Source organism: Pseudomonas sp. LTR0 (genome assembly GCF_036630035.1).
GTDB lineage: Bacteria > Pseudomonadota > Gammaproteobacteria > Pseudomonadales > Pseudomonadaceae > Aquipseudomonas > Aquipseudomonas putida_Y.
The window spans coordinates 725440-746758 of sequence record NZ_CP123734.1 but is presented as its reverse complement, the minus strand read 5'-3'; the positions used below and the strand labels follow the sequence as shown (position 1 = coordinate 746758).

Sequence of the window (21319 nt, the reverse complement as noted above, 5' to 3'; positions counted from 1 at the left end):
AGCTGGTTTTCACGTTTTTTTCACAACGCAAAGCTTTGCACATCGCCGGACTTATGCCACAGCACAGGTAGGATTTTTCTTAGGATTTCTGGATCAGCGCTTGTCCAGAAGCGTGCAGCGCCAGCCGGGCCTTCGGCCAGCAGATCATTGGCACCCAACAGCCGTCGCAACTGACGCGCCACGGCCGCGCCGGTGTCGATGATGGCCACGTCCTCCGGCACCATACTGGCCAGCAATGGGCGAAGGAAAGGGTAATGGGTGCAGCCGAGGATCAGCGTATCGCAACCTGCTGCCAGCAGCGGCTGCACGTAACCTTGCAGCATCTGGCGCAACGCCGGGCTTGCAAGGTCACCGGTTTCGATCAGCTCGACCAGCCCTGGGCAAGGCTGGGTGATAACCCGTACGTCATTGGCGAAGCGGTCGAGCAAGGCTGCGAACTTGGCACTCTGCAGGGTACCGGTAGTGGCCAGCACACCGACCACGCCCGAGCGGGTGGCGGCTGCAGCAGGCTTCACAGCCGGCTCCATGCCCACCAACGGCCAGGTCGGATACAACTCTCGCAGGTCGGCCACTGCCGCCACCGTGGCGGTGTTGCAGGCCAACACCATGGCCTTTGCGCCTTGCTCATGGAAGAACCCGGCAATGTGCCGGCAGCGCTCGCGGATATAGTCCGGCGACTTCTCACCGTAGGGTATATGCCCGCAATCGGCCACATACAGTAACGTCTCATTGGGCAGCAGGCGCTGGATCTCGGCGAGCACCGACAAACCGCCAACCCCCGAGTCCATGACGCCTACCGGCGCCGAGCGCTCAGCCATCGCGCTTGCCACAGACCGTGCACGCCGGGTCGCGCTTGACACGAAGCTCGCGGATACGGGTACCTAGGGCATCAATCAACAGCAGGCGGCCGACCAACGGTTCACCGAAGCCCGCCAGCAGCTTCATCGCCTCCAGCGCCTGCAGGCTACCCACCAGCCCCACCAGCGGGCCAATGACGCCTGCTTCGCTGCAAGTCAGTTCAGCTTCGCTACCGTGTCCGTAAAGGCAGTGGTAGCACGGGCTGTAGTCGCGCCGCGGGTCGAACACCGACAGTTGACCTTCCAGACGGATTGCCGCACCGCTGACCAATGGCTTGCTGGCGGCGACACAGGCAGCGTTGACCGCTTCGCGGGTAGAGAAATTGTCGGAGCAGTCCAGCACCAGGTCGACCGCCGCCACCGCAGCCGCCAGCGAGTCCTCGTCCAGTGCCTGGCGGTGAGCAACCAGGCTGACTTCCGGGTTGATAGCCTGCAAACGCTGCAAGGCCGAGTCGACCTTGCTCATGCCGACGCTGGCACTGTCGTGGATTACCTGGCGTTGCAGGTTGGTCAGGTCGACGGTGTCGAAGTCGGCCAGGTGCAGCTCACCTACTCCGGCCGCGGCCAGATAAAGGGCAACTGGCGAGCCCAGGCCACCCAGCCCGACAATCAGCGCTTTGCTCTGCTTGAGCCGCAGCTGGCCATCAATGTCGATCTGAGCCAGCAGCACCTGGCGGCTGTAACGTAGCAGTTCCTGATCACTCAGCATGGCAGTCGCCCCAGGGTAATGCGTTCATGGCCGCCCAGGTCCGTGCGGCTGGCCACCTCGATAAAGCCATGTTCAGCCAGCAGAGCGCGTACCGCTGCCGCCTGATCGTAGCCATGTTCCAGCAGTAGCCAGCCACCAGGCAACAGGTGCGCTGGGGCCTGGGTAGCGATCACACGAAGGTCGTCCAGGCCATCGGCACCGGCCACCAGTGCACTGCTGGGTTCGAACCGCACGTCTCCGGTCGCCAGGTGCGGGTCTTCAGCAGCGATGTAGGGCGGGTTGCTGACGATGAGATCGAAACGCTCGCCGGCCAGGCTGTCGAACCAGTGGCTTAGCCGTACCCGAGCGTTGGCCAGGCCCAACCGCTGACGGTTGCGCTCGGCGAGGGCAGCAGCCTCCTCCACACGGTCAACCGCTGTCACCTGCCAGGCCGGGCGCTCGCTGGCCAGCGCCAGGGCGATGGCACCCGTTCCCGTACCCAGGTCAAGAACCTTGGCTGGCGAAGCGGGTTGCAGCTCAAGGGCCGTCTCGACCAGTAGCTCGGTATCCGGCCGCGGGATCAGGGTATGCGGCGCAACCTCCAGGTCGATCTTCCAGAAGCCCTGCAGCCCAAGGATATAGGCCACTGGCTCGCCGCCACGGCGGCGCTGCAGGTAGCTGGCATAGGTCTCGGCATCTTCGCTGCTGACGATACGCTCAGGCCAGGTGTGCAGGTAGCTGCGCGACTTACCGATGGCCGCAGCCAGCAGCAACTCGGCATCCAGGCGCTCAGTGGGCGATTCGGGCAACTGCGCGTTGCGCAACAGGCTGGCGATGACAGTCATCAGTCCCCCAAGGCGGCCAGTTGATCGGCCTGGTATTCGGCCAGCAGCGGTTCGATCACCGCGTCTACGCCACCGCTGAGGATGTCGTCCAGCGAATACAAGGTCAGGTTGATGCGGTGATCGGTCACCCGGCCCTGTGGGTAATTGTAGGTGCGGATGCGCTCGGAGCGGTCACCGGAGCCCACCAGCAACTTGCGCTCACTGGCAATGGCGTTCTGCGCGGCGCTGGTCTGCATGTCGTTCAGCTTGGCCGACAGCCAGGACATGGCACGGGCGCGGTTCTTGTGCTGCGAGCGCTCCTCCTGGCATTCGACCACGATACCGGTGGGCAAGTGGGTGATGCGGATCGCCGAGTCGGTCTTGTTGACGTGCTGGCCGCCGGCACCGGAGGCACGGTAGGTATCCACGCGCAGGTCGGCCGGGTTGATTTCGATGGCAGCCTGCTCGTCCGGCTCGGGTAGCACCGCCACCGTGCACGCGGAAGTGTGGACACGGCCTTGGGACTCGGTCTCGGGCACACGCTGAACCCGGTGTGCACCGGACTCGAACTTGAGCTTGCCGTAGACGTTCTCGCCCTCGACGCGGGCAATGATTTCCTTGTAGCCGCCGTGCTCGCCTTCGTTCTCGGACAAGATCTCCAGGCGCCAGCCGCGCTTTTCGGCGTAGCGCGAGTACATGCGGAACAGGTCACCAGAGAAAATGGCTGCCTCGTCGCCCCCCGTACCGGCGCGGATTTCGAGAAACACGTTGCGGCCGTCGTTGGGGTCTTTGGGCAGCAGCATGCGCTGCAGCTGCGCCTCCAGCGTCAGCAGTTGCTCCTTGGCTTCACGCACCTCTTCCACGGCCATTTCACGCAGGTCCGGGTCACTGTCCTTGAGCAGCGCCTGGGCGCCTTCGAGGTCGTCCTGGACTTTACGCCACTCTTTATAGGCAGCGTAAACCGGCTCGACCTCGGCATACTCACGGGAGTAGGCGCGAAAACGCGTCTGGTCGGAAATAACCTCGGCGTCACCGAGCAGGGCGGTGAGTTCTTCAAAACGGTCCTGGAGGATTTCCAGTTTGTTCAGCAGCGACGCTTTCATTGCGGGGATTTGTCCGTGGAGCCCTCGTTGAGGGCAAAGAGTTCCTGGGCCATGGCCAGCGCATCGAGGCGGCCCTCGGCCGAGAGCTTTTTCAACTGCACGCTGGGCGCATGCAGGAGTTTGTTGGTCAGGCCCCGGGCCAGTTGGGCCAGCACGTCTTCGGGGTTGCCGCCATTGGCCAGCAGGCGCAAGGCCTTTTGCAGTTCTTCGTCGCGAAGGCGCTCACTTTGCTGGCGATAGGCCCTGAGCACGTCCACCGCAGCCAGTTCGCGCAGGCGCAGCATGAAGTCTTCGGCGCCCACGGATACCAGCTCTTCGGCCGCCTGGGCCGCGCCCTGGCGGCTCTTGAGGTTTTCCGCCACTACATCGTGCAGGTCGTCGACGGTGTACAGGTAGACGTCGTCCAGCTCGCCGACTTCGGTTTCGATATCGCGAGGGACAGCGATGTCGACCATGAAGATCGGCTTGTGTCGGCGCTGTTTCAGTGCGCTCTCGACCGCGCCCTTGCCCAGGATCGGCAACTGACTGGCGGTGGAGCTGATCACGATGTCGCTGTTGGCCAGTTCCTGTGGGATGTCTGCCAGCAGCACGGCATGCGCACCGAACTGCTCAGCCAGGATGCTGGCGCGTTCCAGAGTACGGTTGGCCACCACGATACGACGTACGCCCTGCTCGTGCAGGTGGCGGGCGACCAGCGTGATGGTTTCGCCGGCACCGATCAGCAGGGCCTGGCTACGGCCCAGGTCGGCAAAAATCTGCTTGGCCAGGCTGACTGCGGCGAACGCTACCGAAACCGGGTTTTCACCGATGGCGGTGTCGGTACGCACCTGCTTGGCGGCGCTGAAGGTGGCCTGGAACAGGCGCCCGAGCAACGGCCCGACGGTACCGGCTTCGCGGGCCACGGCGTAGGCGGACTTCATCTGGCCCAGGATCTGAGGCTCGCCGAGAACCAGCGAGTCCAGGCCCGAGGCCACGCGCATCATGTGCTTCACGGCCTCGTGCTCTTCATGCACGTAGGCGCTGGCGCGCAGCTCGTCGAGGCTGAGGCGGTGATAGTCGGCCAGCCACTGCAGCACGGCGTCGGCGGACAGGTGGTCCTGCTCTATATAGAGCTCACTGCGGTTGCAGGTCGACAGGATCGCCGCCTCGCGGCTGGACGTCAGTCGGCAGAGCTGCTGCAGGGCGTCTACCAGCTGCTCTGGGGTAAACGCCACGCGCTCGCGTACGTCTACCGAGGCAGTCTTATGGTTGATACCAAGTGCAAGAAAGGCCATGCAAGGTCGCTGGTTGTGACGGGAAGCCGATAATTGTCCTCTTTCGCAGGTTTTAGAACAACCACCGTTCGCTATTGTGCTGATAGCGCTGCGGCTATCGCCGCTCGCGGGCCAGCATCAGCGTCGATTTCAGGTTTCACTCCCGCTTTTGATCTTCGCGACTTCAGGAGGCCGAAGAGAGGGGACCCCGGAGCGCAGCGCAGGGGCCGGATGATGGGAGCGCAGCGTTTTTTGGTGGGCTTGCCCCGTGACAACGGACGCCAAGAAGCTGGCTACAGAGCTAACTGCCTTAAGCCTTTTGCGAAAAGGTGAGTCAGCGTCGCCATCGCAAATGACGGTTCGCCTAGTCAAAACAGACCACTTTGCTTCTTGCTTCTTGCTTCTTGGATGTGAGCATCCACATCAAGTAGGTATTCATTCGCGAAGGTGGCGCGTAGTCACCTTTCCGCCCTTCCGGCGGGTTACTTTGGTCGTGGCCAAAGTAACCAAAACCGTCGGCTCCCATCATCCGGCCCCTACGCTGCGCTCCGGGGTCCCCTCGCTCCGGCCTTGCTCCCGGGAGGACCGCGCTGCAGGCCCCATCCTGGGGCCCAGCGCTTGACGGGCATCCATGCCCGTCACCTCCCTCCGCAAGCCCTGCGCTCGGCCTCCTGAAGTCGCAATCTGCGTCGCCTGAACTGCCGCGCGCTCAGAAGCAAAAGCCAAGAGCAAGAGCAACGGCGTTCTTACAGGTATACCAGGCCGAGGGCAGACTTGCCGGCGATATCCTTATCCAGATGACCGGGCAGAATCTCACCGAATGCATCGGCGGTGCCGGCCGATCACAGAGCTCGCTTTTCGCTTTTGATCTGGCTTCTAAGCGCGCGGTAGTCCAAGCAACGCAGATTGCGACTTCAGGAGGCCGAGTGGAGGCCTTGCGGAGGGAGATGACGGGCATGGATGCCCGTCAAGCGCTGAGGCCCCATGGATGGGGCCTGCAGCGCGTGCTCCCGGGAGCAAGGCCGGAGCGAGGGGACCCCGGAGCGCAGCGTAGGGGCCGGATGATGGGAGCCAACGGTTTTTGGTTCCTTTTTGCCACGACAAAAAGGGACCCGCCGTAAGGGCGGAAAGGTGAATTGGCGTCGCCATCGCAAACGGACTGTACGCCAGATCAAAACCGCCGCTTAAGCTTTTGGGCTTTGGGCTTTGGGCTTTGGGCTTTGGGCTTTGGGCTTTTGGGTTGTGCTTTCACATCGAGTAGACATTCATTCACGATATAGGCACCAAGTCACCTTTCCGCCCTTCCGGCGGGTTACTTTGGTCGTGGCCAAAGTAACCAAAACCGTCGGCTCCCATCATCCGGCCCCTACGCTGCGCTCCGGGGTCCCCTCGCTCCAGGCTTGCTCCCGGGAGGACCGCGCTGCAGGCCCCATCCTGGGGCCCAGCGCTTGACGGGCATCCATGCCCGTCACCTCCCTCCGCAATCCCTGCGCTCGGCCTCCTGAAGTCGCAATCTGCGTCGCCTGAACTATCGCGCGCTTAGAAGCAAAAGCAAGAGCAAAGTGGAAAAACCGTAATGCATGGTTCGTTCAAGAAAGACACGCTCGATAGCCTGCTGGTCGCGAAATTGGCCGGCCAGTTTCAATATCGCCCAGGCCAACTAAGCCGACCAAAGCGAGAAAACTCCTAAATATTTCCAGAGGACTTATCCACAAGCTTGTAGTCCATTTCCCAAATATATGCCCAGCTGTTGCCCTCCCCCCTTTCCGCGCCTAGCCTTGCCAATCACTGACGGGGCAAGTCCCGTCGTCACATCAATATTCCGTACCCACATCCTTGCCAAGGAGCGGTAAACATGGCTTTTGACGCGTATTTGCAAATCAGCGATATCCCAGGCGAAGCCTTGGACGAAAAGTACAGCAAGTGGATTGAAGTGACCGGTTATGACTTCGGTGTAAGCCAAAGCACCTCCGCCACCGCAAGCTCCGCCGGCGGCGCCAGCTCTGGCCGCACCGCAGCCAGCAACTTCACCTTCACCAAGTTTCTCGACAGCGCCAGTTGCAAACTGATGGAGGCCAGTTGTGCAGGCCAGCATTTCAAGGAAGTGAAACTCGCGCTGTGCCGCGCGGGCGGTGACAAGCTCAAGTATTACGAAATCATTCTCGAAGAAGTGATCATCGCCGACTACACCCAGAGCGCCGCCGATGGCGTGCCGATCGAGGTTGTTCAGCTCGACTACGGCCGAATCAAGACCACCTATACCCAGCAAAAACGCACCGACGGCTCCGGCGGCGGCAACATTGCTGGCGGGTGGGACCGGATCGGTAACAAGAAGTACGCATGAGGGGTCGCCATGTCTGAAGCCCGTGCGTTCATCAACCCCAGGATGCAAAACTACCACACGCTCAAGGCGGGTCTCGCGCTGACCCGGCACTCGGCCAGCAAGTTTGACATCCTCAATTCGCACATTTTCAACAGCGTGGTCAGAGGCGGCGAACTGGTGATCGTCGGTGACTGGTCCACGCCTTCCTGCACCAGTCAGGAGGCGTATCTGATGTCGAAAGCTGCCGTGACCCATATGGGGCTGATGCGCAGCGGGCAAGGTGCCGATGAGTTTTTTCTGGAGAACTTCGAACTGTTGAAGAGCTTGCTCGCCCACGCGTCAATGGGTGCAGGCGTGGTTAGCGATGGCTGGAGCAAGCATCTGAAAGCAATTGAGGGCACATTGCTGGAAATCGAGAAATTGCACAGGGAGCATCTGGGCTCAGGGACGCTCAATGCCCGCGACCAGTTTTATGCCAAGCGTGCGGCACTGTTCTCGAAACTTGACGAACAGTTGGGCAAGCTGGCGGCGTTCGGCGCTGGATTGCGCAACAAGGGATCGATCAAGAGGACACTGGCCATTTCTACGAAAAGCTATTTGCACACGGGTGAAATTGCGGGGTATGCGGATAAGGTTGCCGGGGTGGGCAAGGCTGCCAACCTGATCAAAAAAGGAACCTATATTGGCATAGCGCTTGACGTAGCAGCGACGGGGCTAGAGATTCGCCAGGCTTGTATTCTGGGCAGAGAAAGCGAATGCCAGCGAGCTGCATATGTAAACTCTGCATCATTAGCTGGAGGTCTGGCTGGTAGCGCTGTAGGCGGTTACCTAGGAGGGAGTATTGTTGCACCCGCAGTATGTGCGGCACTAGGAGTAGGGACTGCCGGACTAGGGGCACTCACCTGCGCGGTCATCGGTGGCGCTGCCGGGGCGAAGTTAGCCGGTGATTTCGCAGGAGAAAAAGGCGAGGTATTAGGTGACTTTTTGTATCACGAGCTCTCAAAATGACTAACATAGAGCCAGGACTGATCGCGCTGATCCTGATTACAGCAATGCTAATTGCCGCTAGCGCGCAAATTATTATTTCACACAAATACACCGAGCATTTTGAATCTTTCCTGCCCACCTCTCGCCTCGTATCTGACAACATCAAAAATTACCAGCACGCCGGACTCTTGGGCAAAACAATAAGAACCGGCCAGATTGCAACACTGTTGGCCATACCCAAAATCTTCATTTACAGGGGTTACGCTGAAATTGAGGAAATAAAAAATTTCCCCCTCCGCGAAAAGCGCATTTTGTTAACCCTATGGGTTATTCACATCACCTTATTCATTGCACTGATGCTGTCGCATTATCTATGACTTCATGCCGATACGACTTGCCCCGATTCGAAACCTGACAGTCTCTAGGAGTGGTGTTCGCCATTCTTATCACCGCGATCTTCATATCCATGTCGATAACCCTATATTTACCCCATCGCCTGACTGAACACATTGAGTCAATGCTACCCAATTGCAAGTTAATCAGTGAGAGCAGAAAAACATATGCCGGACTTGGCTTTACCGGGAAAGTTTTTTGATTCGGAACAATATCTTTAATGCTAACCTTCCCGAAAGCCTATGCTCGCAAAGGCTTAATAGATACCAAAGAAGCAAACCAATTACCAAGCCACACGAAGAAATTACTCAGCAGACTCGTCATTGTGTGCCTAGCGCTTTTTCTCGCACTGTTACTCTTTAGGGCATTCCTATATGTTGCTGATCATTACCAAACCCTTTGAAAGCAGCGCCAAACCTCAAGCACAAGCCCCAGCGAACCTCTCCCCCACCCCGCTGTCCCACTCTGCACCACCCAGCCTGTAAACCACGACCTTCGCAGGTGGGTTTGCCTCCGCGCTTGTGTCATCATGCTCCGACCGCCGGTGAGTCCTCCTATAAGCCTTTCTATGAACAAACCATACGCATTGCTGCTTGCCTTCGCCCTGCTACAGGGCTGCCAAAGCCTGGCCCCGCAAAAGGCCGAGCCTCCCGTCGCCGAAGCTGGCAAGGGCGAGGCGGAAAAGCCCGTGGTGTATGGTTCGTTCAAGCAGGACACACTCTATAGCCTGTTGGTGGCAGAGCTGGCCGGCCAGCGCAACCGTTTCGACATCGCCCTGGCCAACTACACCGATCAGGCGGCAAAAACCCAGGATCCTGGGGTTTCCGAGCGTGCCTACCGCATTGCCGAGTACCTCGGCGCCGACGAGCCGTCACTGGAGAACGCGCTGGTCTGGGCGCGCAACGACCCGCAGAACCTCGACGCACAGCGCGCCGCCGCCATCCAGCTGGCCCGCGCCGGTCGCTATGACGAGTCCATGACCTACATGGAAAAGGTACTGCAGGGCAAGGGCGACACCCACTTCGACTTCCTCGCCCTGTCTGCAGCCGAAACCGACCAGAGCACCCGCGACGGCCTGCTACATAGTTTCGAACGCTTGCTGGTGAAATACCCCGACAACGGCCAGCTGATATTCGGCAAGGCCTTGTTGCTGAACCAGGACGGCAAGACAGAAGAAGCCCTGGAACTGCTCGAGTCGCACCCAGCACAAAACGGCGAGGTCGCTCCGATCCTGCTGCGTGCCCGGCTGCTGCAGGCCCTGGACCGTGGTCCGGAAGCCCTGCCACTGCTGCGTGGGGCAATTCGCGACAACCCGGACGACAAACGCCTGCGCCTGACCTACGCTCGCACCCTGGTCGAACAGGACCGTATCGCCGAAGCCAAAGGCGAATTCATCAGCCTGGTCCAGCAATACCCCGATGATGACGAACTGCGCTACTCGCTGGCGCTGGTGTGCCTTGAGAACAAAGACTGGGATGAAGCCGAAGGCTACTTGCAGGAGTTGGTCGAGCGAGACAGCAACGTCGACGCTGCGCACCTGAACCTGGGCCGCATCCAAGAGGAGCGCCACGACCCTGCTGGCGCTCTGCGTGAATACGCCCTGGTCGGCCCAGGCCCAGACTACCTGCCGGCACAGCTGCGCCAGGCCGACATCCTGATCGCCAACGGCCGCAGCAGTGATGCCTCGCGCCTGCTCGCCGAAGCACGCGAAGCCCAGCCAGACTACGCCATCCAGCTATTCCTGATCGAATCGGAAAGCTATAGCAACAACAACAAGGACGCCCAGGCCAACCAGGTGCTGCAGCAAGCCATCCAGCGCTACCCGGACGACCTCAACCTGCTTTACACCCGCGCCATGCTGGCCGAGAAGCGCAACGATCTGACGCAGATGGAAAAAGACCTGCGCGCCATCATCGCCCGCGAGCCAGAAAACGCCATGGCCCTGAACGCCCTGGGCTACACCCTGGCCGACCGTACCACCCGCTATGCCGAAGCCAAGGCGCTGATCGACAAGGCCCACCAACTGACCCCCGATGACCCGGCAGTGCTCGACAGCCTGGGTTGGGTCAACTATCGCCTGGGCAACCTCGACGTAGCTGAAACCTACCTGCGCCAGGCCTTTGCCAACTTCCCCGACCACGAAGTGGCCGCCCACCTGGGCGAAGTGCTGTGGGCCAACGGCAAGCGCCGCGAAGCTCGTCATGTATGGGCCAAGGGCTTCGAAGCCCAGGCCGACAGCCCTATCCTGCGCAAGACCCTTTTACGCCTGACCGGATCCGAGACTCTTTAACGCCATGTTCCTGCGCCATTGCATCACCTTTACCTTGATCGCCCTGCTGGCCGGCTGTGCCGGCTTCGGTAGCCGAGAGGCCCTGCAGGGCCACGGCGACCCGCAACAGTGGCGCGTCCATAAAGAGCAACTGAGCAACCTTGATGGCTGGCAGATCAGCGGCAAGGTCGGCATCCGTGCCCCGCGCGACTCTGGCAGCGGCACGCTGTTCTGGCTGCAACGCCAGGACTACTATGATATTCGCCTGGCCGGCCCACTGGGCCGTGGCGCCGCACGCCTGACCGGCCGCCCGGGTGGCGTCGTGCTGGAGGTGGCCAACCAGGGCCGCTACGAAGCTGCCAGCCCTGAAGCGCTGCTGGAAGAGCAACTGGGCTGGCAACTGCCGGTGTCGCACCTTGTCTGGTGGGTTCGCGGCCTGCCCGCTCCCGACAGCAAGAGCAAGCTGACCCTGGACGGCGACAGCCGCCTGGCCAGCCTGGACCAGGATGGCTGGCAGGTGCAGTACCTGAGCTACACCGAACAGAACGGCTACTGGTTGCCCGAGCGCCTGAAGCTGCACGGCAAGGACCTGGACGTAACCCTGGTGGTCAAGGACTGGCAGCCACGCCAGCTGGGGCACTGATCCCATGCACAAGCTCACCCTGCCCGCCCCGGCCAAGCTCAACCTGTGGCTGCACATCATCGGCCGCCGCGCGGACGGTTACCACGAGCTGGAAACGGTGTTCCAGTTTCTCGACCACGGCGACGAACTGAGCTTCGCCCTGCGTGACGATGGCGTGATCCACTTGCACACCGAGATCGAGGCAGTCCCCCACGACAGCAACCTGATCGTGCGGGCCGCGCGTATGTTGCAGGCACAATCGGGCACCACCCTCGGCGCCGACATCTGGCTGACCAAGGTGCTGCCCATGGGTGGTGGCATCGGCGGCGGCAGCTCGGACGCCGCGACCACCCTGCTGGCGCTCGCCCACCTGTGGCAACTGGATTGGGACGAAGACCGCCTGGCCGCACTGGGTCTGCGCCTGGGCGCCGATGTGCCGGTGTTCGTACGCGGCCATGCGGCGTTCGCGCAAGGTGTAGGGGAGCAACTGACTCCGGTCGACCCGATCGAACCTTGGTATGTCGTGCTGGTGCCGCAAGTGTCTGTCAGCACAGTAGAAATTTTTTCACATCCGCAGTTGACACGTGATTCACTCCCCCTTAAGATGCGCCCCGTTCCCGAGGGAAACAGTCGAAATGACTGCCAACCGGTGGTAGAGCAGAATTACCCTGAAGTTCGCAATGCGTTGAATTTACTGGGAAAGTTCACTGAGGCTCGACTAACCGGCACTGGAAGTTGTGTGTTTGGGGCCTTCCCAAGCAAAGCCGAAGCTGATAAAGTTCTGGCCCTTCTTTCAGCGACCCAAACAGGGTTTGTGGCGAAAGGAAGCAATATTTCGATGTTGCATCGCAAGCTGCAAAGTCTGGTCAAGAAGTCGAGCGCATGAGCGTTCGCAGCAACAGATACAGGGGCGTCGCCAAGCGGTAAGGCAGCAGGTTTTGATCCTGCCATGCGTTGGTTCGAATCCAGCCGCCCCTGCCATTTTCCTTATACTCATCCAGGTATACCCTCAGCCTTCAGGTACTGCGCGTGTCCAAGATGATGGTCTTTACGGGGAACGCTAACCCCGATCTGGCTCGGCGTGTCGTACGTCAGCTGCATATCCCTCTCGGTGACGTCTCTGTCGGTAAATTCTCCGACGGCGAGATCAGTACTGAGATCAATGAAAATGTTCGCGGTAAAGACGTTTTCATTATTCAGCCGACCTGCGCTCCGACCAACGATAACCTGATGGAACTGGTAGTGATGGCCGACGCCTTCCGCCGCTCCTCAGCATCCCGAATCACCGCCGTGATTCCTTACTTCGGATATGCCCGCCAGGACCGCCGTCCGCGTTCGGCACGTGTAGCCATCAGCGCCAAAGTTGTTGCTGACATGCTCACTGTCGTAGGTATCGACCGTGTACTCACCGTCGACCTCCACGCTGACCAGATCCAAGGCTTCTTCGATATCCCCGTCGACAACATCTACGGCTCGCCCGTACTGGTTGACGACATCGAAGACCAGCGTTTCGAGAACCTGATGATCGTCTCCCCGGACATCGGTGGTGTCGTGCGCGCACGCGCTGTCGCCAAGTCCCTGGGCGTCGATCTGGGTATCATCGACAAACGCCGCGAAAAGGCTAACCACTCCGAGGTTATGCACATCATCGGCGACGTCGAAGGGCGCACCTGCATCCTGGTAGACGACATGGTCGACACCGCCGGCACCCTGTGCCACGCGGCCAAAGCCCTGAAAGAGCACGGCGCTGCCAAGGTTTACGCCTACTGCACGCACCCTGTTTTGTCGGGCCGCGCGATCGAGAACATCGAGAAGTCGGTACTGGACGAGCTGGTGGTGACCAACACCGTTCCGCTGTCCGCCGCTGCTCAAGCCTGTGACCGTATCCGTCAGCTGGATATCGCACCGGTTGTCGCTGAAGCGGTACGCCGCATCAGCAACGAAGAATCGATCAGCGCGATGTTCCGCTAAGCGGGACACGTGTTGATATGAAGCGCCCCGCCCCAACCTGTGTTGGGGCGGGGCTTTTTTGCCATCCCCGTTGGCGCTGGTCGCAAACGCCCTCGGGGGGCTATTTTGGAGAAACAAAATGACTGATTTTATTCTGAACGCCCAAGCGCGTACTGACCTGGGGAAAGGTGCGAGCCGCCGCCTGCGTCACTCGCTGAGCATCCCAGCCGTTGTTTACGGTGGTGGTAAAGAAGCTCAATCCCTGACCATCCTGGCCAAGGAAATCACCAAGCTGTTCGAAAACGAAGCTGCCTTCAGCCACGTTATCGAGCTGAACGTTGACGGTGTTAAGCAGAACGTCATCATCAAGGCCATGCAGCGCCACCCAGCCAAGCAGTTCATCATGCACGCTGACTTCGTCCGCGTCGTTGCTGGCCAGAAACTGACCGCCAAGGTTCCGGTTCACTTCATCAACGAAGAAGCCCCGGCCAAGAAAGGCGGCGAGATCTCCCACGTTGAGTCCGAGATCGAAGTTTCCTGCGAAGCCAAAGACCTGCCTGAGTTCATCGAAGTTGACCTGGCCAACGCCGAAATCGGCACCATCATCCACCTGTCGGACCTGAAAGCTCCGAAAGGCGTAGAGTTCGTCGCTCTGGCCCACGGTGATGACAAAGCTGTTGCCAACGTTCACGCTCCACGCGTTGCTCCAGAAGCAGAAGGCGCTGCCGAGTAATCCACTCGCACGCCGGCGTTGATCGGGTTACAGTGCCGCGCGCACTGTAACCCACCAACTCCAAGGAAGAGCCCCTGACGTGACCGCCATCCAGTTGATCGTCGGCCTGGGTAACCCCGGCCCCGAATACGAACAGACCCGGCATAACGCAGGGGCTCTTTTCGTTGAACGCCTTGCCAGCGCCCAGCGTGTTTCGCTGACCGCTGACAAAAAGTATTTCGGCCTGACGGCTAAATTCAGCCATCAGGGCAACGACGTTCGTTTGTTGATTCCCACCACCTACATGAACCGCAGCGGCCAGTCCGTAGCGGCCTTGGCCAATTTCTTCCGCATCAAGCCGGAAGCGATACTGGTGGCACACGACGAACTCGATCTGCCCCCGGGCGTTGCCAAGCTCAAGCGCGGCGGCGGCCATGGTGGGCACAACGGCCTGCGCGACATCATCGCGCAGCTCGGCAACCAGAACGACTTCCACCGCCTGCGGCTTGGCATCGGCCACCCGGGTGACGCCAAACTGGTATCCAACTTCGTCCTGGGCCGCGCGCCGCGCGCCGAGCAGGAGAAGCTCGACGCCAGCATCGATTTTGCCCTCGGCGTGCTGCCGGACGTGCTCGCCGGCGATTTCGCCAAGGCGATGCGCGAGCTGCACAGCCAGAAGGCCTGATTTCCTTTAGAGAGGGGAATACCCATGGGTTTCAATTGCGGCATCGTCGGCCTGCCCAACGTCGGCAAGTCCACCCTGTTCAACGCCCTGACCAAGTCTGGCATCGCGGCGGAGAATTTCCCTTTCTGCACCATCGAGCCAAACAGCGGCATCGTACCTATGCCCGACGCTCGCCTGGCTGCGCTGGCTGAGATCGTCAAGCCAAACCGCATCCTGCCGACCACCATGGAATTCGTCGACATCGCCGGCCTGGTTGCCGGTGCCTCGAAGGGCGAAGGCCTGGGCAACAAGTTCCTCGCCAACATCCGCGAGACCGACGCCATTGCCCACGTGGTGCGCTGCTTCGAAGACGAGAACGTGATCCACGTTTCCAACAGCGTCGACCCCAAGCGTGACATCGAGATCATCGACCTCGAACTGATCTTCGCCGACCTCGACAGCTGCGAAAAGCAACTGCAGAAGGTAGCCCGCAACGCCAAGGGCGGCGACAAGGAAGCCTTGGCGCAGAAGGCCATTCTGGAAAAGCTGATCCCGCACTTTACCGAAGGCAAGCCAGCGCGCAGCCTGATGAAGCACATGGCTGACGATGAAAAAGCCGTCATCCGTGGCTTCCACCTGCTGACCAGCAAGCCGGTGATGTACATCGCCAACGTGGCCGAAGACGGCTTCGACAACAACCCGCACCTGGACGTGGTCAAGGCCATTGCCGAGGAAGAAGGCGCGGTAGTGGTGCCGGTGTGCAACAAGATCGAAGCAGAAATCGCCGAGCTGGAAGACGGTGAAGAGAAGGACATGTTCCTCGAGGCCCTGGGCCTGGAAGAGCCTGGCCTGAACCGCGTGATCCGCGCCGGTTACGAACTGCTGAACCTGCAGACCTACTTCACTGCCGGCGTGCAGGAAGTACGTGCCTGGACCGTACGCGTCGGTGCCACTGCCCCGCAGGCAGCCGGCGTCATCCACACCGACTTCGAAAAAGGCTTCATCCGCGCTGAAGTGGTGGCCTATGACGACTTCATCCAGTTCAAGGGTGAAGCCGGTGCCAAGGAAGCCGGTAAGTGGCGTCTGGAAGGCAAGGATTACATCGTCAAAGACGGCGACGTGATGCACTTCCGCTTCAACGTCTAAGCGGTAGCCTGCAGCACACACAAACCCCTTGAGGCTTGCGCTTCAAGGGGTTTTGTTTTGCCCAGACATGCGCGCCCTTGGCAGGGGCGGCCTTGTGTCGTGCCAGGCCGCAAAGCGGCCCCCGCCTTCAGCATCTAAGCTGAGGTTCAGCGCCCTTCTCGCCCAGAGCCGACACCATGCCCCAACCCACTCGTTTCGACTGGCAACGCTGGTTACCCGGCCTGGTCACCCTGCTCCACTACAAGGCAGCCTGGCTACCCAAGGACATCGCCGCCGGCCTGGTACTCACCACCATGCTGGTACCTGTGGGCATCGCCTACGCCGAGGCTTCCGGCGTCCCCGGCATCTATGGTCTGTACGCCACCATCATCCCCCTGCTGGCCTATGCCCTGTTCGGTCCCAGCCGCATCCTGGTGCTGGGCCCGGACTCGGCGCTGGCCGCGCCTATCCTGGCTGTGGTGGTGCAGTACGCCGCCAGCGACCCGCAGCGGGCGATCGCCATCGCCAGCATGATGGCACTGGTCGCCGGGGCGTTCTGTGTGATTGCCGGGCTGTTTCGCCTGGGCTTTATCACCGAGTTGCTGTCCAAGCCCATCCGCTATGGATACATGAACGGCATCGCCCTGACCGTATTGATCAGCCAGTTGCCCAAGCTGTTCGGCATCAAAGTCGACAGCGAAGGGCCCTTGCGCGACCTTTGGTACCTGGGCCAGGCGCTTTTCGCCGGCCAAGGGCACTGGCCAAGCTTCATCGTGGGTGCCGGTAGCCTGGGGCTGATTCTGCTGCTCAAACCGTTCAAGCGCCTGCCAGGCATCCTGATCGCCGTGGTACTGGCGACGCTGGCAGTGAGCCTGTTCAACCTTGATCAGATGGGCGTCAAGGTACTCGGGCAATTGCCCCAGGGCCTGCCCGGCTTCGTCTTCCCTTGGGTAAGTGACATTGATCTGGTCGAGGTGCTACTGGGCGGGATTGCCGTGGCGCTGGTTTCGTTCGCCGACACCAGTGTGCTGTCGCGCTCCTATGCCGCGCGCCTCAAGATGCGGGTAAACCCCAACCAGGAAATGTTCGGCCTGGGCGTGGCCAACCTGGCCTCCGGGCTGTTCCAGGGCATCCCGATCAGCAGCAGTTCATCGCGCACTCCAGTGGCCGAAGCTGCCGGCTCGCAGACCCAACTCACCGGCATCATCGGCGCCCTGGCGGTGACCCTGTTGCTGCTGGTAGCGCCCAATCTGATGCAGCACCTGCCCAACAGCGCTTTGGCTGCGGTGGTGATTGCCGCTGCACTGGGGCTGTTCGAATTTGCCGACCTCAAGCGTATCTTCCGCATGCAGCAGTGGGAGTTCTGGCTGTCGTTCACCTGCTTTGTCGGCGTAGCGGTGTTTGGCGCCATTCCCGGTATTGGCATTGCTGTGGCGGTGTCGGTGATCGAGTTCCTGTGGGACGGCTGGCGGCCGCACTACGCGGTGCTCGGCCGGGCCGATGGGCTGCGCGGATACCATGACATACAGCGTTATCCACAAGCCCGGCGTATTCCAGGGCTGGTGCTGCTGCGCTGGGACGCGCCGTTGTTCTTTGCCAACGCCGAGCAGTTCCAGAACACAGTGATGGCGGCGGTGGACGCGTCGCCAACGCCTGTGCAGCGGGTGGTGATTGCCGCTGAGCCCGTGACCAGCATCGATATCACTTCGGCGGACATGCTGGCCGAGCTGGACCGGGCACTGGAAGCGCGAGGGGTGGAGCTGCAGTTTGCCGAAATGAAGGACCCGGTGAAGGACAAGATGCGGCAGTTCGAGTTGTTCGAGCCTATAGGGGAGAAAGCCTTTCATCCGACGGTAGGCGCAGCGGTGGATGCCTATCTGGAAGAGAGTGGGGTTGATTGGCAACCCTGAATTCCCTGGGAGCCGGGCTTAACCGCTAAGAAGCCCGCGCCGACTCCGAAGTCGGTCAATCCAGATCAACATGCCGCTGGCATACACCGATACCGCCAGAAACAGCGCCATACGCACCGCAAACGCCTTGTACACATCCTGCCCGGCAGCACTGTCCTGCACCGACTGCCCCAGCAAGATCAGCATGGTCGTCAGGCAACTGACCCAGTACGCCGGGCCCTGCCGGCTCAGCACCGCCTGGTACAGGCGTCGAGCCTGCCAGAGGGCAAACAGCAATACCCACAAGAAGAACATCCACAGGTGAACGAACAGGCTCAGCGCCACCCACAGCACTATCGCCAACACCCCGGCAAGCAAGGTTGAACCGATCAGCTCGCGGCTGGCGCGCCGCGCGCGGGTTTCACCGGCTTGTTGCCCCACGCTCACGGCCTTCATGATCAACGGCATGTACTGGTCAGGGGCGATCAATGCCAGCAGAAAGGCCGGCATCACGATCAGCGTGGCACGCAGCGCCACCCAGCTGACATGCTCGCTGCCCAGCAGCGGCGGCACCGGCTGTGCTGGCGCATTGGCAGGTTCGGGGAACAACGTATGCGCCACCGACGTGCCCAGCACTGCCAGCAGCATGCCTTTGGCCAGCGCTTCGACCACCGACAGTGCCAGGGTGAAGTCACTGGTGCCAGCAGCGGCGATCATGGTCAGGCCGACCACCAGCAGGTTGGCCAGCAGGCCGTTGCCGCCCTTCAGGGCATAGCGCAAGGTCAGGAAAACCCCCACCCCGACCAGTAACACCCCGGCCAACGGAGCATGGCGCAACAACGGAATCAGCAGCAACCCGCTGCCGCAAGCGAGCAGCACCAGTAGCGCCAGGGCCGGCGCCGCGCGCAGGGGCAATGGCTGGCTGCGCATGGCCAGCAACAGCACCGCGAACACCGGCGCCAGGATCGGCACCGGCAAGCCGATATCAAAGCTCACCGCCAGGCACAGCGCCACGCCCCAGGCCAGGCGCAGTGCGCGCAGGCGGCGCAATTCAATAGGCATACGACAACCAGCTCATCAGCCACATGAACAATCGGCCCAGCAGGTTCATTGGGTTACCTTCGCTGGGCAGGGCCATGACCTCGGCCTGACCACCGACCCGCAGCACGGTCTTGTCCTGAAGCTGGTCGCGCTCCAGCTCCACAATAACCGGGAAACGCTGCGCCGAACGCAGCCATTCGCGGCTGTTCTTCACGGTCGGCAGCGTACCCGGCGGCGTGCTCTGCCCCACGCTAACGCCGTAGCCAATGCTGCGTATGCGCCCCTTCAACACGGTGCCAGGTAGCGCATCGAGCACCACCAGCACCGGGGTTTCAGGGCGCAAGCGCCCGAGGTTGTTCTCGGTCATGTCGGCACTTATCCACACGTCATGGATACTGATCAGGGTCATCATCGGGCTACCCGCCCCGACATAATGGCCAACGTCTGTGCGCAAGTCGGTGATCAGCCCGTTCGCGTCGGCACGCACCACGGTACGAGCAAGGTCCAGGCGAGCCTTTTCCACATTAGCCGCAGCACTGCGCAGCTGGGCGTTGTCTTCCTGTGCCCCGCCCTGCTGCTCACGGGCGCGCTCCACCTCAGCACGGGCTGCCGCCACTTGGCTGATGGCCTGGTCGCGGTTGGCCTGGGCGCCTTCCAGGCGGCGCACCGACACCGTACCGGGGTCTTCGTCAATCAACCGTTTAAGGCGCTCGGCATCCTGCCGCGCCTTGCGCTCATTGGCCTGGGCTGCCAACAACGCTGCCTGCGCCGAATCGATGCCGGCGGTACTGGCCCCGATCTGCCGGCGCACGGTATCGAGGTCGGCTTCGGCACGGGCCAAGGCAATGCGGTATTGCTCCTGATCGAGTTCGAACAGCACATCGCCCTGCCGCACCTCCTGGTTGTTGCCCACGGCCACACGCTTGATCTGCCCGGCCACTTCGGCGGCCACCGGGACCACGTAAGCCTGCAGGCGGGCTTGCTGGGTATATGGCGTAAAGCGGTCAGCCAGCAAGTACCAGAGCAGGCTGATGGCAATCAGCAGCAGCACCCAGCGCATGCCGCGATCCGGGGCTGACGGGGGCGGCGTTGGCGTGGCGTCGCTCATTCGGTTTCACCTTGTGCATGCGCGGTGGGGGCTGGCTCGTCGAGCAACTCGCCCCAGTCGGTGCGTTGTTGCATTTGTTGGCGGGTGGCTGGGTCGATCGGCGCGCGGCTGGCGTCCCAACCTCCACCCAGGGCCTTGTACAAGGTCACCAGGCTGCTGACTGCGTTGCCACGGCTGACCAGGTAACCGTCCTGTTGCTGCAACAGCAGTTGCTGAGCATCGAGCACCCGCTGAAAATCGGCGAAGCCTTCGCGGTACTGCGAGCTAGCCAGATTCAGCGAGCGCTGCGCAGCCTGAGAGGCCTGGTCGCGAATGGTTGCACTCTGCAGCGAGCGCACCAGCCCGCTGGCTGCATCGTCGGCCTCACGGGCGGCTTCGCGCACGCCCTGCTGGTACAACTCGATCAGTTGCTGCAAGCGGGCATCTTCCACGCGTACGGTGTTCTTGCGCCGCCCATAGTCGAACGGGTTCCAGATCAGGCTTGGGCCAGCAGCCAGGTCGAAGGTGTCGGGCAAATGATTGGCCGATAAAAAGGTCCAGCCGATACTGCCGAGCAAGTTCAGTTGTGGATAAAGATCGGCCTCGGCCACCCCGACCAGCGCCGACTGTGCCGCCACAGCCTGCTCGGCGGCGCGAATGTCCGGGCGGCGCTGCAGCAGGCTGGCAGGTACATCCTGCAACACTGCCCGCTCTGGCAAGGGCAGTTGGCCACGGCCGGCCTCCAGTTGCGGCAGCGGCCCGGGCGGGCGGCCGAGCAGCGAACACAGCACATTGCGCAGGGCGTTGAGCTGGTTCTCGAACTCGGGAATGGTGGCCAGAGTCGCCAGGTATTGAGTACGCGCCTGCTGCCAGTCGAGTTCGTCATTTTCGCCGTGGCGGAACAACCGCTCGGTGATCTCCAGGCTACGCGCCTGACGCTTGGCGTTCTCTTGTGCGATAGCCAGCCGCGCCTCGGCGGTACGCAGGGCAAAGTAGGTGTCGGCCACTTGCGCACGCAGCAGCAGCATGGCATCGGCGTAGTTGGCCTGGGAGGCGAAATAGACGGCATCGGCGCTTTCGATGGCGCGACTGAAGCGGCCCCAGAAGTCAATTTCCCAGCCGATGTCGAAGCCCACGCTGGATTGCCAGAACACCGAATCACGGGCCGAAGGCGTACCAGACTGATTCTGCTTCAGGTACAGGCTTTGCGCACTCAGTTGCTGCAGCTGCGGATAACGCCCGGTCTGCACGATGGCCAACTGGGCACGGGCTTCAGCGATACGCAGGCCAGCCACGCGCAGGTTGGTGTTGTTGGCATCGGCCTCGGCTATCAGCGTGTCCAGCGTCGGGTCGGCAAACACCGCCCACCACTGGCGCAGGTCGGGCGCCGCCGCGCTGCGCTCGGCCTGCTCCAGCATTGGCGTGCTCCAGCCGCCCAACCACGGCGTTTGGGGCTTTTCATAATCCGGGCCGACTTGGGTGCAACCGGCCAGCACCATCAGCAGCCCCAGGCCACAGCAGCGGTTGGGCAT

The 21319-nt window shown here is 61.4% G+C and carries 19 protein-coding genes and 1 tRNA gene; 12 read left to right on the top strand and 8 right to left on the bottom strand.

Annotated features, from left to right (window positions below; all coding sequences use genetic code 11):
* Window positions 1–20 precede the first annotated feature (20 nt).
* From murI to hemA, 5 genes are read right to left on the bottom strand one after another with little or no spacing between them, the layout of a single operon-like run.
* The gene (murI, locus tag QCL51_RS03500) at window positions 21–818 is read right to left on the bottom strand and encodes a glutamate racemase (protein WP_028698056.1); all 798 of its coding nucleotides are present in this window, start codon (window positions 816–818) and stop codon (window positions 21–23) included.
* A complete protein-coding gene (locus tag QCL51_RS03495; RefSeq protein ID WP_028698055.1) occupies window positions 811–1566 on the bottom strand; it encodes a molybdopterin-synthase adenylyltransferase MoeB in 756 nt (251 codons plus the stop codon). Before QCL51_RS03495 ends, murI begins: the two co-directional genes overlap by 8 nt.
* Entirely contained in the window at window positions 1560–2390 is an 831-nt protein-coding gene (gene prmC, locus QCL51_RS03490; protein WP_021783503.1) for a peptide chain release factor N(5)-glutamine methyltransferase, read from the bottom strand. Before prmC ends, QCL51_RS03495 begins: the two co-directional genes overlap by 7 nt.
* Window positions 2390–3472 (bottom strand): peptide chain release factor 1, encoded by a 1083-nt coding sequence (gene prfA / locus QCL51_RS03485; protein ID WP_003247392.1) that lies wholly within the window; start codon window positions 3470–3472, stop codon window positions 2390–2392. Before prfA ends, prmC begins: the two co-directional genes overlap by 1 nt.
* Entirely contained in the window at window positions 3469–4746 is a 1278-nt protein-coding gene (gene hemA, locus QCL51_RS03480; protein ID WP_003247394.1) for a glutamyl-tRNA reductase, read from the bottom strand. Before hemA ends, prfA begins: the two co-directional genes overlap by 4 nt.
* A 1834-nt stretch (window positions 4747–6580) precedes the next feature.
* On the opposite strand from hemA, the gene QCL51_RS03475 reads away from it, so the two are divergent.
* From QCL51_RS03475 to sulP, 12 genes are all read left to right on the top strand, one after another.
* Complete coding sequence (locus QCL51_RS03475; protein ID WP_021784766.1) at window positions 6581–7069, top strand: type VI secretion system tube protein Hcp; 489 nt, start codon at window positions 6581–6583, stop codon at window positions 7067–7069.
* A gap of 9 nt (window positions 7070–7078) precedes the next feature.
* Window positions 7079–8056 (top strand): hypothetical protein, encoded by a 978-nt coding sequence (locus QCL51_RS03470; RefSeq protein ID WP_338444603.1) that lies wholly within the window; start codon window positions 7079–7081, stop codon window positions 8054–8056.
* Window positions 8053–8412, top strand: a complete 360-nt coding sequence (locus tag QCL51_RS03465) for a hypothetical protein (protein WP_020193246.1) — start codon at window positions 8053–8055, stop codon at window positions 8410–8412. The genes QCL51_RS03470 and QCL51_RS03465 overlap by 4 nt, the downstream gene beginning before the upstream one ends.
* A gap of 584 nt (window positions 8413–8996) precedes the next feature.
* Window positions 8997–10718 (top strand): tetratricopeptide repeat protein, encoded by a 1722-nt coding sequence (locus QCL51_RS03460; RefSeq protein ID WP_103443481.1) that lies wholly within the window; start codon window positions 8997–8999, stop codon window positions 10716–10718.
* A gap of 4 nt (window positions 10719–10722) precedes the next feature.
* A complete protein-coding gene (lolB, locus tag QCL51_RS03455) occupies window positions 10723–11340 on the top strand; it encodes a lipoprotein insertase outer membrane protein LolB (protein ID WP_103443480.1) in 618 nt (205 codons plus the stop codon).
* Between the two features lie 4 nt (window positions 11341–11344).
* Window positions 11345–12205, top strand: a complete 861-nt coding sequence (gene ispE, locus QCL51_RS03450; RefSeq protein ID WP_028698053.1) for a 4-(cytidine 5'-diphospho)-2-C-methyl-D-erythritol kinase — start codon at window positions 11345–11347, stop codon at window positions 12203–12205.
* Between the two features lie 20 nt (window positions 12206–12225).
* Window positions 12226–12300: transfer RNA gene (locus QCL51_RS03445), tRNA-Gln, on the top strand.
* 48 nt (window positions 12301–12348) lie between these two features.
* Window positions 12349–13290: a ribose-phosphate pyrophosphokinase gene (locus QCL51_RS03440; RefSeq protein WP_003247410.1), complete on the top strand. Its 942-nt coding sequence runs from the start codon at window positions 12349–12351 to the stop codon at window positions 13288–13290.
* A gap of 118 nt (window positions 13291–13408) precedes the next feature.
* A complete protein-coding gene (locus QCL51_RS03435) occupies window positions 13409–14002 on the top strand; it encodes a 50S ribosomal protein L25/general stress protein Ctc (RefSeq protein ID WP_021784761.1) in 594 nt (197 codons plus the stop codon).
* Window positions 14003–14081: 79 nt separating this feature from the next.
* The gene (gene pth / locus QCL51_RS03430; protein WP_003247413.1) at window positions 14082–14666 is read left to right on the top strand and encodes an aminoacyl-tRNA hydrolase; all 585 of its coding nucleotides are present in this window, start codon (window positions 14082–14084) and stop codon (window positions 14664–14666) included.
* Window positions 14667–14690: 24 nt separating this feature from the next.
* Window positions 14691–15791: a redox-regulated ATPase YchF gene (gene ychF / locus QCL51_RS03425; protein ID WP_021784760.1), complete on the top strand. Its 1101-nt coding sequence runs from the start codon at window positions 14691–14693 to the stop codon at window positions 15789–15791.
* Between the two features lie 176 nt (window positions 15792–15967).
* Window positions 15968–17680, top strand: a complete 1713-nt coding sequence (gene sulP, locus QCL51_RS03420; RefSeq protein ID WP_338444602.1) for a sulfate permease — start codon at window positions 15968–15970, stop codon at window positions 17678–17680.
* A gap of 18 nt (window positions 17681–17698) precedes the next feature.
* On the opposite strand, the gene QCL51_RS03415 is transcribed toward sulP, so the two are convergent.
* The 3 genes from QCL51_RS03415 to QCL51_RS03405 are packed head-to-tail and all read right to left on the bottom strand — an operon-like array spanning window position 17699 to window position 21319.
* Window positions 17699–18721: a DUF2955 domain-containing protein gene (locus tag QCL51_RS03415; RefSeq protein WP_103443479.1), complete on the bottom strand. Its 1023-nt coding sequence runs from the start codon at window positions 18719–18721 to the stop codon at window positions 17699–17701.
* Window positions 18711–19808, bottom strand: a complete 1098-nt coding sequence (locus tag QCL51_RS03410; RefSeq protein ID WP_021784757.1) for an HlyD family secretion protein — start codon at window positions 19806–19808, stop codon at window positions 18711–18713. Before QCL51_RS03410 ends, QCL51_RS03415 begins: the two co-directional genes overlap by 11 nt.
* Entirely contained in the window at window positions 19805–21319 is a 1515-nt protein-coding gene (locus tag QCL51_RS03405; RefSeq protein ID WP_103443478.1) for a TolC family protein, read from the bottom strand. The genes QCL51_RS03410 and QCL51_RS03405 overlap by 4 nt, the downstream gene beginning before the upstream one ends.

Excerpts from the sequence above, each read along its gene's own strand:
- murI (WP_028698056.1), bottom strand. The coding sequence starts at position 818 with ATGGCTGAGCGCTCGGCGCCGGTAGGCGTCATGGACTCGGGGGTTGGC.
- QCL51_RS03495 (WP_028698055.1), bottom strand. The coding sequence starts at position 1,566 with ATGCTGAGTGATCAGGAACTGCTACGTTACAGCCGCCAGGTGCTGCTG.
- prmC (WP_021783503.1), bottom strand. The coding sequence starts at position 2,390 with ATGACTGTCATCGCCAGCCTGTTGCGCAACGCGCAGTTGCCCGAATCG.
- prfA (WP_003247392.1), bottom strand. The coding sequence starts at position 3,472 with ATGAAAGCGTCGCTGCTGAACAAACTGGAAATCCTCCAGGACCGTTTT.
- hemA (WP_003247394.1), bottom strand. The coding sequence starts at position 4,746 with ATGGCCTTTCTTGCACTTGGTATCAACCATAAGACTGCCTCGGTAGAC.
- QCL51_RS03475 (WP_021784766.1), top strand. The coding sequence starts at position 6,581 with ATGGCTTTTGACGCGTATTTGCAAATCAGCGATATCCCAGGCGAAGCC.
- QCL51_RS03470 (WP_338444603.1), top strand. The coding sequence starts at position 7,079 with ATGTCTGAAGCCCGTGCGTTCATCAACCCCAGGATGCAAAACTACCAC.
- QCL51_RS03465 (WP_020193246.1), top strand. The coding sequence starts at position 8,053 with ATGACTAACATAGAGCCAGGACTGATCGCGCTGATCCTGATTACAGCA.
- QCL51_RS03460 (WP_103443481.1), top strand. The coding sequence starts at position 8,997 with ATGAACAAACCATACGCATTGCTGCTTGCCTTCGCCCTGCTACAGGGC.
- lolB (WP_103443480.1), top strand. The coding sequence starts at position 10,723 with ATGTTCCTGCGCCATTGCATCACCTTTACCTTGATCGCCCTGCTGGCC.
- ispE (WP_028698053.1), top strand. The coding sequence starts at position 11,345 with ATGCACAAGCTCACCCTGCCCGCCCCGGCCAAGCTCAACCTGTGGCTG.
- QCL51_RS03435 (WP_021784761.1), top strand. The coding sequence starts at position 13,409 with ATGACTGATTTTATTCTGAACGCCCAAGCGCGTACTGACCTGGGGAAA.
- ychF (WP_021784760.1), top strand. The coding sequence starts at position 14,691 with ATGGGTTTCAATTGCGGCATCGTCGGCCTGCCCAACGTCGGCAAGTCC.
- sulP (WP_338444602.1), top strand. The coding sequence starts at position 15,968 with ATGCCCCAACCCACTCGTTTCGACTGGCAACGCTGGTTACCCGGCCTG.
- QCL51_RS03415 (WP_103443479.1), bottom strand. The coding sequence starts at position 18,721 with ATGCCTATTGAATTGCGCCGCCTGCGCGCACTGCGCCTGGCCTGGGGC.
- QCL51_RS03410 (WP_021784757.1), bottom strand. The coding sequence starts at position 19,808 with ATGAGCGACGCCACGCCAACGCCGCCCCCGTCAGCCCCGGATCGCGGC.
- QCL51_RS03405 (WP_103443478.1), bottom strand. The coding sequence starts at position 21,319 with ATGCCCAACCGCTGCTGTGGCCTGGGGCTGCTGATGGTGCTGGCCGGT.